Source organism: Kitasatospora sp. NPDC033851 (assembly GCF_055576085.1).
Window position 1 is genome coordinate 18,627 of the sequence record NZ_JBVIRL010000021.1, and the last position, 11,397, is coordinate 30,023.

General features: G+C 73.3%; 9 protein-coding genes and 1 pseudogene. 6 read left to right on the plus strand and 4 right to left on the minus strand.

All coding sequences use genetic code 11. The annotated features are described in order from the left end of the window. The first annotated feature begins 91 nt into the window (after positions 1-91). Positions 92-781 (plus strand): class F sortase, encoded by a 690-nt coding sequence (locus ACZ51D_RS31920; RefSeq protein WP_465664232.1) that lies wholly within the window; start codon positions 92-94, stop codon positions 779-781. A 153-nt stretch (positions 782-934) separates the two neighbouring features. Here the strand turns inward: ACZ51D_RS31920 and ACZ51D_RS31925 are convergent, their stop codons facing one another. The 3 genes from ACZ51D_RS31925 to ACZ51D_RS31935 form a co-directional block, all read right to left on the minus strand. After that, on the minus strand, positions 935-1,969 hold the full coding sequence (locus tag ACZ51D_RS31925; RefSeq protein WP_465664233.1) for a methyltransferase: 1,035 nt from the start codon (positions 1,967-1,969) through the stop codon (positions 935-937). Between the two features lie 62 nt (positions 1,970-2,031). Further along, on the minus strand, positions 2,032-3,114 hold the full coding sequence (locus tag ACZ51D_RS31930; protein ID WP_465664234.1) for a right-handed parallel beta-helix repeat-containing protein: 1,083 nt from the start codon (positions 3,112-3,114) through the stop codon (positions 2,032-2,034). Positions 3,115-3,486: 372 nt separating this feature from the next. Then, a complete protein-coding gene (locus ACZ51D_RS31935; protein WP_465664235.1) occupies positions 3,487-4,863 on the minus strand; it encodes a cytochrome P450 family protein in 1,377 nt (458 codons plus the stop codon). Between the two features lie 200 nt (positions 4,864-5,063). On the opposite strand from ACZ51D_RS31935, the gene ACZ51D_RS31940 reads away from it, so the two are divergent. Next, the gene (locus tag ACZ51D_RS31940) at positions 5,064-6,005 is read left to right on the plus strand and encodes a deoxyribonuclease IV (RefSeq protein WP_465623385.1); all 942 of its coding nucleotides are present in this window, start codon (positions 5,064-5,066) and stop codon (positions 6,003-6,005) included. A gap of 172 nt (positions 6,006-6,177) precedes the next feature. Continuing rightward, positions 6,178-8,274: an MMPL family transporter gene (locus ACZ51D_RS31945; protein WP_465623384.1), complete on the plus strand. Its 2,097-nt coding sequence runs from the start codon at positions 6,178-6,180 to the stop codon at positions 8,272-8,274. A gap of 115 nt (positions 8,275-8,389) precedes the next feature. On the opposite strand, the gene ACZ51D_RS31950 is transcribed toward ACZ51D_RS31945, so the two are convergent. Next, complete coding sequence (locus ACZ51D_RS31950) at positions 8,390-8,623, minus strand: hypothetical protein (protein ID WP_360503287.1); 234 nt, start codon at positions 8,621-8,623, stop codon at positions 8,390-8,392. A 461-nt stretch (positions 8,624-9,084) separates the two neighbouring features. Here ACZ51D_RS31950 and ACZ51D_RS31955 point away from each other — a divergent pair, with 461 nt between their 5' ends. The 3 genes and pseudogenes from ACZ51D_RS31955 (at position 9,085) to ACZ51D_RS31965 (ending at position 11,314) form a co-directional block, all read left to right on the plus strand. Continuing rightward, a complete protein-coding gene (locus ACZ51D_RS31955) occupies positions 9,085-10,467 on the plus strand; it encodes an amino acid permease (protein WP_465664236.1) in 1,383 nt (460 codons plus the stop codon). A 196-nt stretch (positions 10,468-10,663) separates the two neighbouring features. Further along, positions 10,664-10,943 (plus strand): annotated as a pseudogene (locus tag ACZ51D_RS31960) (hypothetical protein); the annotation flags it as partial. 182 nt (positions 10,944-11,125) lie between these two features. Further along, on the plus strand, positions 11,126-11,314 hold the full coding sequence (locus ACZ51D_RS31965; RefSeq protein ID WP_360503282.1) for a YegP family protein: 189 nt from the start codon (positions 11,126-11,128) through the stop codon (positions 11,312-11,314). Positions 11,315-11,397: the final 83 nt, after the last annotated feature.

Sequence of the window (11,397 nt, forward strand, 5' to 3'; positions counted from 1 at the left end):
CTTCCCGCCGCCTCCGGGCGCCTCACCCCGGCCGGGGTGAGGCGTACCGGGGGCGGCGGGCCGTTCGGAACCGGTTGAGCGGAGGACAGGAATGACGGGCGGTCCCGCCTCTGGAATGCCCCGGCTGCTGCGCGCCGGGATGGGCGCGGCAGCGGTCGGGCTGCTGCTGATCTACAACTCGGTGGACACCGAGCCGACCACGGACGCGGCGGCCACCCAGGCCGCTCCCCCGGCGGCCACCGCGCCGGCCGTCCCCGGGCCGCCGGCCGCCGCCTCCCCGCCGCCCGCGGCGGCCGCGCCGGGGGCTCCGGTACTCAAGCGCGCCAAGCCGACCCGGCTGCGGATCCCGCAGATCGCCGTGGACGCGCCGTTCACCGAGCTGACCCTCGGCCCGGCCGGCCAGCTCAACGCGCCGCCGCCGGACGACAAGAACCTGGTCGGCTGGTACCGGGACGGCGCGACCCCGGGCGAGCGCGGCAGCGCGGTCGTCGCCGGACACGTGGACACCACCAAGGGCCCGGCGGTGTTCCTGCTGCTGAGCCTGCTGCTGCCGGGCAACAAGGTCGAGGTGAGCCGCGCGGACGGCACGGTCGCGGTCTTCACGGTGGATTCGGTGGAGACCTTCGCCAAGGACGCCTTCCCCGACCAGAAGGTGTACGGCAAGGCGCCCGACGCCCAGCTGCGGCTGATCACCTGCGGCGGCGTGTACGACAAGAAGCGGCGGGACTACCTGGACAACGTAGTGGTCTTCGCCCACCTGGAGTCCTCGCACAAGGCCTGAAGCGCCGAAAGCCTGCAGCGGTGAAGGCCTGCAGCGGTGAAGACCGGCAGCGCTGAAAGTCCGAGGCCGCGCACGCAGACGACGACCGCCGGCCCCGGGATGCGGGGGCCGGCGGTCGGCGTGTGCGGTGGGTGCAGCGTGACGGCGTCCGCGTCAGCCGCGGACGGTGGCCTCGAAGGCGTGCAGGTAGGGGTTGACCGGGCAGACCTCGGTGACCGTCAGACCGGCCTCCTCCATCAGCCGGACCATGCTCTCCTCGGAGTGCTTGGCACCGCCCACGTTGAGCATCAGCAGCAGGTCCATGGCGGTGGTGAAGCGCATCGACGGACTGTTGTCGACGAGGTTCTCCACGACCACCACGCGGGCGCCGGGGCGGGCCGCCTTCATCACGTTGGCAAGGGTGCGGCGGGTGCTCTCGTCGTCCCACTCCAGGATGTTCTTGATGATGTAGAGGTCGGCGCGGACCGGGATGTCCACCCGGCAGTCGCCCGGCACCAGACGGGCGCGGGCGGAGAAGACGCCGCCGTCTCGCAGCCGGGGGTCGGCACCGGCGACGACCTTGGGCAGGTCGAGCAGCGTGCCGTGCAGTGCCGGGTGCTTCTCGAGCAGGCTGGCCAGCACGTGGCCCTGGCCGCCGCCGATGTCGACGACCGAGTCGACGCCGGTGAGGTCCAGGTACTCGGCGAAGTCCTGGGCGGACTGGCGGCTGGAGGTGGTCATCGCCTTGTCGAAGACCTTCGCCGAGTCGCCGCCGTCGCTGTGCAGGTAGTCGAAGAACTCCTTGCCGAACAGCTCCGGGAAGACGTTGCGGCCGGAACGGACCGCCTCGTCCAGCTTCGGCCAGGCCTCCCAGGTCCACGGCTCGGTGCACCAGAGGGAGATGTAGCGCAGGGAGTTGGGGGCGTCCTCGCGCAGCAGGCGGGACATCTCGGTGTGCTCGAAGCGGTCGTCGCCGCTCTCGGCGAAGATGCCGTAGCAGGTGAGCGCGCGCAGCAGGCGGCGCAGCTGGCGGGGCTCGGTGTCGAGCGCGGCGGCGAGGTCGGTCACGGCGGTCGGGGTGTCGCCGAGCGCGTCGGCGACACCGAGGCGGGCGGCCGCGCGGACGGCGGCGGCGCAGGCGGCACCGAAGACGAGCTCGCGCAGGCGCATCGCGGCCTGCGGACTGGCGTGGGCGGGTGCGGTGGTCATGGGCGGTCCTTGGGGGGGTGGGCGGCGAGAGGTCGGGGTGAGCGGCGGGCGGGTCGGGGTGCTCAGCAGCGGCCGGACGGCTCGGAGCGTTCGCAGGTGTTGCGGGCGAAGGTGTTGCCCGCGCCGGCGTCGCGGTCGGCGAGGTCGGCGGGGCCGTTGCCGCGCAGGTGGTTGTCGGTGACCACGGCCCGGGCGTTGGAGATGCCGACGACGCTCTTGAAGAGGACGATGCCGCCGGAGAAGTCCGAGGTGCCCGTGTTGTCGCGGACCTCGTTGTCGGTGACCCGGGTGTCCTCGGTCCCGGTGAGCACGATGCCTGCGCCCTGGATTGCTCCCAGGCGCGGGTTCGCCGCGCAGAACTTGTTGTTGGCGACGACCTTGTTGCGCCGCACGTCCAGGTTTCCGGCGCGGGGCACGCCCTCGTCGCCGACGACGAAGACACCGCCGCAGTTGCCGCTGATGTCGTTGTCCTGGACGGCCAGCCCGCGCAGCCGGCGGACGGTGACGCCGACCCGGTTGCCGGTCAGCTCGTTGCCCTCGACCACGGTGCCGCCGGTGTCGGGCGCGCCGCCCTCGCGGTAGGCGTAGTTGGCGAGGAAGACACCGGACTGGCCGTTGTCGGTGGAGCGGTTGCCGAGGATGGCGGCCCGGGTGGACATCTCCTGGCTGATGCCCTGCTGGGCGTTGTCGTGGACGTAGGTGCGGCGGACGGTCAGGCCGGTGGTGCCGCTGGCGTCGATGCCGTTCTTGGCGAAGCCGGTGACGGCGAGGGCCTCGATCGTGACGTCGGGCAGCGGCTTCGCCTCGGTGCCGACCACGCAGACGCCGTGCCCGGCGGTGGCGCAGGCGTTCTCCGTACCGCTGCCGGGGGTGATCACGCTGTCGGGGCCGGAGCCGCGCAGGGTGAGGCCGGGGGTGGTGATGCGGACGCTGCCCCGGTAGGTGCCGGGGAGCAGCAGGACGGTGTCGCCGGAGTGGGCGGCGTCGACGGCCTGCTGAATCGATTCGCCCGGCCGGACGAGGTGCATCGGGCCGATGTCGATGGCGTGGGCCGCGGGCGCGGCGGCCAGCGTGGTGAGGGCGGTGGTCAGGGCGGTGGCGGCCGCGGTGGCCGCGGCGAGGTGGTGGATCCGTCGCGTGGGCATGAGTGGTGACCTGTCTTTCGGCGCGCGCGGTGTTCGTGGTGATGGCTTGGTGGGGTGTCGTCGGGGCTGTGTCGTCGGGTGGTGTCGTCGGGGTGTCGCGGTGTGCGGCCCGGTCCGGCGGTACGGGCTGACGCGCCGTGTGCGGGCGGTGACGGCCGGTGGGTGCGGCCGAGTCGACGGTACGGTCGCCCGGGTGGGGCCGCCACCAGGGCTGGGCTGCGGGACTGACGGGGCGTCGGCCGGGAGTGGGACGGCCCGGCGTGGCGCGCCGCGGGCGGACATGACGACGCGCCCGACCGCGGGTGTGGTCGGGCGCGAGGCGGTCACGCGTGGGACGGGTCGGGCGCGGGGTGTTCCGGCTCCGGGGTCCGCTCAGCCCTCGGCCGGGGCCCGCGGGCCGAGCCGTACGGGCAGGGCGGCGAGGTGCCAGGCGGCCGGGTTCGGGCCGCGCTCGACGGCCTCCGGTCCGACCGCGAGGGCCAGCTGCGGGTACGTGCGCAGCAGCGCGCCGAAGGCGACCACCGCCTCCTCGTGCGCCAGTGCCGCGCCCAGGCAGCGGTGGGTGCCGTGGCCGAAGCCGAGGTGCGCGTCGTGGTGTCCGTCGTGGTCCGGCGCGTCCGCCCGGCAGATGTCGAGGCGTTCCGGCTCGGCGTAGACCCGCGGGTCGTGGTTGGCCCCGGCGAGGATCGGCATCACCGCCTCGCCCTTGCGGATCAGGGTGCCGGCCAGGGTGAGGTCCTCCGTCGCGTAGCGCGGCACCCCACCGATGGTCGGGCCGCACCAGCGCATCAGCTCGTCGACGGCGGCGGGCAGCCGCCCCGGGTCGGCGCGGACCAGTGCCAGCTGCTCGGGGTGGGCGAGCAGGGCGGCCGTACCGTTGCCGATCAGGGTGGCGGTGGTCTCGTGCCCGGCCACGATCAGGTTGAGGATCAGCGAGACGGTCTCGACCGGGTCGACGGTGTCGCCCTCGGCGGCGGCCAGCCGGGAGAGCAGGCCCTCGGCCGGTTCGGCGCGCCGGCGCTCGATCAGCTCGCGGGCGGCGGCCACCATGGCGCCCAGCGCCTCGTCCAGGCCGGGCCCGGCGCCCCGGCCGAGGTAGGAGCTCCAGCGGCGCCACTGCGGGCGGTCGGGCTCGGGGATGCCGAGCAGCTCGCAGATCACCGTGACGGGCAGCGGGTAGGCGAAATGCGCGACCAGGTCGACCACGCCGTCCCGATCGGCGTGCTCGGCCAGCGCCCGGGCGTACTCCTCGGCGAGCCGTTCGATCCGGGGGCGCAGGCGCTCGACCGCGCCGGCCGTGAAGGCGGGGTGCACCAGGCCGCGCATCCGGCGGTGCCGGGCGCCGTCCGCGTCGAAGACGCCGGCGCGCAGGTACTTGGCGCACTCGGGCGGCATGCCGCGGGCGCGCCAGACCTGTTCGGTGCGGTGGGCGGGGGTGAGCGCCTCGGCCGGGACCTGCGCGTCCTGCGGGTCCTGCGCGTTTGCCGGGGCCGGCGTTTCCGCCGGGTCCGCCGGGTCCGCCGGGTCCGCCGGGTGGTCGACGGTGCTCACGTTGTTGGCGAAGCGCGGGTCCGACAGCACGGTGCGGACGTCCTGGTAGCGGACGGCGATCCAAAACGGGTCCACGCCGGGGATGGTGGCGCGGGCGAGCGGGGCGCGTTCGCGCAGCTCGGCGAAGGCGGTGAAGGGGTCGCGGATCAGGTGGTCGGCGCGCAGGTCGACGGTCTCGGCGGGTTCGGCGGTGGTCACGGCTGCCTCCTCAGGGGGCGCGGAGTCCATGTGGTCACGGATCGTGACGGAGTTGGGGCGTCGTGGTCCGTCCTTTCGGCGCACAATTCACTCGATGGAGTACAGAGGATCGTTTCGCCAGGCCTCGGGAAGCCTTGCCGTCGGGCGCCCGTTCCGGCCTGCCCGACACCGTCGTCCGGTCGCGTGACATGCTCGGGGCCATGACCACCGCGCTCGTACCGCCCGTCGCCACCGCCCGCAACCCGATCGGTGCCCACGTCCCGGTGGCCGCTCGGGGGCTGGCCGGGACGGGCCTGGCGTACGCGCGGCGGGTCGGCGCCGAGACGGTGCAGGTGTTCGTGGCCAACCCGCGCGGCTGGGCCACTCCCCCGGGTAACCCGGCGCAGGACGAGGAGTTCCGCGTCGCCTGCGCCGAGGGGTCCATCCCCGCCTGGGTGCACGCGCCCTACCTGATCAACTTCGGCTCGGACAACCCGGCCACCCGCGAGCGCTCGGCCGACTCGCTGCGCCACTCGCTGCGCCGGGGCCACTCCATCGGCGCACTCGGTGTCGTGCTGCACACCGGCTCGGCGGTCGGCACGGCGCCCGGCGGCGGCTCGCGCCGGGCCGAGGCGATGGCGCAGGTCCGCGCGGACGTCCGGCCGCTGCTGGACGAACTCGACGCGCTCGGCGAGGACGCGCCGTGGCTGCTGCTGGAGCCGACCGCAGGCCAGGGCAGCTCGCTCTGCTCACGGCTGGAGGAGCTGGCCGAGTACGTGGCGGCGCTGGACGGTCACCCGAAGGTGGGAGTTTGCCTGGACACCTGCCACGCCTTCGCGGCCGGGCACGACCTGGCGGTACCCGGTGGGGTGACGGCCGCGCTGGACGCCCTGGCCTCCGCCGCCGGTCCGGGCCGGCTGCGGCTGATCCACGCCAATGACTCCGAGGACGTGGTCGGCGCCCGCAAGGACCGGCACGCCAACATCGGCGCCGGGATGATCGGCGCGGAGCCGTTCCGCGAGCTGTTCGAGCACCCGGAGACGGCCGGCGTGCCACTGCTGGTGGAGACCCCGGACCGCAAGCACGGCGGGGACGGCACCGGGCACGCGCTGGACATCGCGGTGCTGAAGGAGCTGCGGGAGCGGGCGGCGGTCCGCCTCTGAGGGCGCGGGCGGCACGTCGCATGTGACCGCCACGCCGCGGATCGCGTGCGTGTGACCGCCACTCGGCGGGGTCGCGTGTGACCGCCACATGGCCGCGACTGGAGCTGCCGGATCCCGGGGCCGGTGCGAGGCTGATCCGAGTCCCTGCCGCCGGCCTTCCTGGGGGTCGTCCATGTCTCCGACCCGGAAACTCGCCGCGCTGCCGTGCGGACGCCACAGCAAATGGGTGGTGCTCGCCCTGTGGCTGGTGCTGCTGGTGGCCGTCGGCCCGCTGGCCGGCAAGCTCATGGGCGCCGAGGACAACCAGGCGTCCAGCTGGCTGCCCGGCAACGCCGAGTCCACCCGGGTGCTGAACGAGCAGCGCACCTTCCAACCGGTGGACACCGCCCAGGCCGTCGTGGTGTACCAGCGGACCGGCGGCATCACCCCCCTCGACCGGGCCGAGGCCACCCGTGAGGCCGTCGAGTTCGCCGCCGTACCGCACGTCGTCGGACCGGTGATCGGCCCCGTGCTCTCCGCCGACGGGCAGGCGATGCAGACCATCGTGCCGATCGACATCGGCACCAACGGCTGGAACGACCTGAAGCCCGCCGTCGACCAGCTGCGCCAGACCGCCGCCGCCGGCAGCCACGGCATGACCACCCACGTGACAGGCCCCGGTGGCGTCGCCGCCGACCAGGCCAAGGCTTTCGCGGGCATCGACAGCTCACTGCTCGTCGCCACCATCAGCGTCGTGATCATCCTGCTGCTGCTCACCTACCGCAGCCCGGTGCTGTGGATCCTGCCGCTGGTCTCGGCGGCCGGGGCGCTGACCGTCGCCGAGGCGTTCATCTACCTGCTCGCCAAGCACGCCGGCCTGACCGTCAACGCGCAGAGCGCCGGCATCCTGATCGTCCTGGTGCTCGGCGCCGGGACGGACTACGCGCTGCTGATCACCGCCCGCTACCGCGAGGAGCTGCGCCGCCACCAGGACCGGCACGAGGCGATGGCCTTCGCCCTGCACCGGGCCGGGCCCGCCATCCTGGCCTCCTCCGCGACCGTGATCGCCTCCATGCTCTGCCTGCTCATCGCCGAGATGAACTCCACCAGCGGCCTCGGCCCGGTCTGCGCGATCGGCGTCCTGGTCGCCCTCGTGGCCATGCTCACCCTGCTGCCGGCGCTGCTGGTGATCGTCGGCCGCTGGGTGTTCTGGCCGGTCCGGCCCGGGTACGGCACGCCGGAGCCGACCAGGACCGGCCGCTGGGCGCACATCGGGGGATGGATCGGCCGGCGGCCCCGCAAGGTGTGGGTGGGGACGGCGCTGGCGCTCGCGGCGTGCTGCGTCGGGCTGGTCTCGCTCGACGCCAACGGCCTCAGCACCGCCGGGACCTTCACCGGCAAGCCGGACTCGGTGGTCGGCCAGCAGGTGCTGCAGCAGCACTTCCCCGGCGGGACGGGCGCGCCGCTCACCATCATCTCCACCGGCGCCGGCGCCCCCGCCGTCCGGGAAGCGGCCCGGACCACGACCGGGGTGGCGGCCACCACGCCGCCGGTCCTCCACGACGGGCAGGCCCTGTTCCAGGCCACCCTCACCGACCCGCCGGACAGCCAGGCCGCCAAGGACACCGTCGACCGGGTGCGCGACGCCGTGCACGCCGTACCGAACGCGGACGCCAAGGTCGGCGGCAACACCGCCGTCGTCCTGGACGCCGGACGCGCCTCCGGGAACGACAACCGGGCGATCATCCCGCTCATCCTCGGCGTGGTGCTGCTGATCCTGGCCGTACTGCTGCGGGCCGTCACGGCGCCGCTGGTGCTGATCGCGACCGTGGTGCTGTCGTACGCGGCGGCGCTCGGGATCAGCGCGTTCTTCTTCGCGAACGTCTTCCACTTCCAGGGCCAGGACAACGCGTTCCCGCTGTTCGTCTTCGTCTTCCTGGTCGCGCTGGGGATCGACTACAACATCTTCCTGACGACCCGGGTCCGCGAGGAGTCCGCCCAGCACGGCACCCGGCAGGGGGCGTTGAACGGGCTGTCCGCCACCGGCGGGGTGATCACCTCGGCCGGCCTGATCCTGGCCAGCACCTTCGCCGTCCTCGGCACCCTGCCGATCGTGGGCTTCGCCGAGATCGGCTTCGCGGTGGCCCTCGGCGTGCTGCTCGACACCCTGGTGGTGCGCTCGGTGCTGGTCACGGCGCTCACCATGGACCTCGACCGGCACATGTGGTGGCCGGGGCAGCTGTCCCGGCCCGCCCTGGTCCCGGAGGCTCGGCTGACCAGACAGCCGTGAGCCGTGCGCAGACGGCGGTGAGCAGACAGCGGTGAGCAGACGGCAGTGAGAGGACAGCGGTGAGCCCGGGAACCGTCGCGGCGGTTCCCGGGCTCAGCCGTCGATCAGCCCTCGATCAGCAGTCGCCGGTGCACTTGTCGTCGGTGTGCTCGTGAGCGTTGAGCCACTTGGCGTGCGGGCCGAACAGGCCGACACCGGCCGAACCCGACTCCAGGCTCGCCGAGGTCGACGAGCTCGACGAGTCCGACGCGTGCCAACCGGCCATCGCCGGCACCGGCGCGGCGAAGGCGGCGGCACCCGTCACGGCGGCGATCACGGCGAGCTTGCGGACGTTTCCACGAAGCGACATCAGATGTCCTTTGGGTGGTCTCTGGCATGGAAGGAGAAGCGCCCCGGAGCCGGCCACAAGCACACCCGGCCAGCCCGCGGCACCGGCACAGGTTTGCACACGAACGCGCACGAACCCGCCTTCATCGCAACACGACTGAGGCATTCGGATGACGCAACTCCCCCTGCCGGACGAACCGGGGGGCCGTTCGCGCACGCGGGCGGGCGGGTGGGCGAGCGGGGTCGAGCAGACGGTCGAGCAGGCGGTCGAGCGGGCGGACGGACCGCGCCGGACGAGTGCCCGTCAGGCCGCCGTGCGACCGCAAGTCTTGCGGTGAGGCACTCGACAAACTGAACAAATCCCGTCGATTTGGTGCAAGGTACCGCCCGGTCCGAGCATGAACGGCCGCTCCGCACACTCCGCACGCTCCACCGAGCGCGCCGCCGGAGCACGGGCAGGACCACGAAAGGCGCACCACCCTCATGCAGACCAGCCCCGCCGCGACCCGGCAGGCGACCCGACCGAGCCGCCCGGAGACCCCGGCCCCGGTCGACCCCACCGCTTCGAAGAACGGCCGCTTCGGGCCGGCGGCCGCGACCGCCCTGGTGATGGGCAACATCATCGGCGGCGGCATCTTCATGATCCCGGCCGCCGTGGCCCCGTACGGGACCGTCAGCCTGGTCTCCTTCGCGGTGCTCACCGTGGGCGCGATCGCGCTGGCACTGGTCTTCGGGCAGCTGGCACGGCGCACCCCGCGCACCGGCGGGCCGTACGTCTACGCCCGCGAGGCCTTCGGGGACTTCGCGGGCTTCCTGTCCGCCTGGTCGTACTGGATCACCACCTGGGTCAGCAACGCCGCGCTCGCCGTGGCCGCCGTCGGCTACCTGGACGTGCTGCTGCCCGTCGGCCACTCCACCGCGTTCAGCATCACGGCCGCACTGGCCTTCCAGTGGCTGCCCGCGCTGGCGAACCTGGCCGGGACCCGGTACGTCGGGGCCGTCCAACTCGTCTCCACCGTCCTGAAGTTCATCCCGCTGCTGCTGGTCTCGGTGGGTGGCCTGTTCTTCTTCGACCCGAAGAACCTCGGCCCCTTCGACGGAAACGGCCAGGGCTGGGCGGGCGGCATGACCGCCGCCGCGGCGATCCTGTTGTTCAGCTACCTGGGCGTGGAGTCGGCCGCGATGAGCGCGGGCAACGTCCGCGACCCGGAGCGCAACGTCGGCCGGGCCAGTGTGCTCGGCACCGCCGGTGCGGCGGTGGTCTATCTGCTGGGCACGCTCGCGGTCTTCGGCAGCGTCGCGCACGAGCGGCTCGTCCACTCCACCGCGCCGTTCTCGGACGCCGTGGACGCCATGTTCGGCGGCTCCTGGGGCGGCACGGCGATCGCCGTCGCCGCGCTGGTCTCGATGACCGGCGCCCTCAACGGCTGGACCCTGCTGGCAGCCCAGGCCCCGTACGCGGCAGCCAAGGACGGCCTCTTCCCGGCCGCCTTCGGAAAGGAGCGGCGCGGCGTGCCGACCTTCGGTGTGGTGGTGAGCGTCGCCCTGGCCTCGGCACTGACCGTCCTCAACTTCGCCAGCGGCGCGAAGGGAGCCTTCGAACTCCTGGTGCTGGTCACCACCTTCACCGCGACCGTCCCGTACCTGCTCTCCACCGCCGCACAGCTGTACTGGCTGGTCCGCGGCGCCACCGACAAGGTGGACAACGGCCGGCTCGTCCGGGACGCCGTCCTCGGGCTCGGCGCCTTCGCCTTCTCCCTCTGGCTCCTCGCCGGCGCCGGCTACGCCGCCGTCTACCAGGGCGTCCTGTTCCTCTTCGCGGGGATCCTGGTCTACGTCTGGATGGCGGGCCGACGCCGCGGCTGAACCCGGGAACGGCGGTGAACGCCCTTACCGGGCACTGGACTTGTCCGGCACGTGTCCGATGTCCACGAGGATTCCACGTCCCTGGTCCACCCGCGTAGGCGACGGGCGGGTTCGCCACACTGGCGCACGCAACTCAGCGACTCATCCGATGAGATGATGGAGCGTTCGCCATGGCCCCCACCGCGTCCACACGCCGGTGCCGCTCGCCGAAGCCTGGGCCTCCGGCGCCTGGTCCTGGACCACCGCCCGGCGCCAGGCGCCAGGCCTTCGCCAACGACGTCACCCGCCCCCAACTGCTCCTGGTCTCCGCCGGCAGCAACCGCTCCAAGGGCGACCGCGACCCCGCCGAGTGGCTCCTCCAGGCCTCCTACCGCTGCACCTACGCCCGCGCCCGGGTGCAGGTCAAGCAGTACTACGGCCTCGGCGTCGACAGCGCCGAGAAGACCGCGCTCACCGGCATCCTCAACGGCTGCTGACCCACCCCCGCTCCGCCCCGCTGGCCCGGCGCACCCCGCGCCGGGCCACCGCTGCGCCCCCTGCACCCTGCCGCGCCGTCGATTCCGCGCCCACTCGAACGGCGCGGCTGACGGGCGGCGCGACGAGGTCGCGCCTACGGTGCGGTGCCAGGGGGTCAACCGAGCGAAAGGCAGTTACCGGCATGGCGGGTAGATTCGAGCTGTACACGGACGAGAGCGGGATGCACCGGTTCCGACTCAAGGCGAGCAACGGGTCGGTCGTGGTGACCGGAGACCCGGAGGAGAGCAAGGACGACTGCCTGCGGAGCATCGAGTCGATCCGCAAGCTCGCCCCGTACGCGGAGCTCAAGGAGGCGGCCGGGTCGATGTGAGGCCGGGGCTGCAGCGGGTGGCAGGTAGCAAGTAGCAGGGGACGCGGGTCGGCGGTGCAAATCGCCGACCCGCGTTCGCTTGT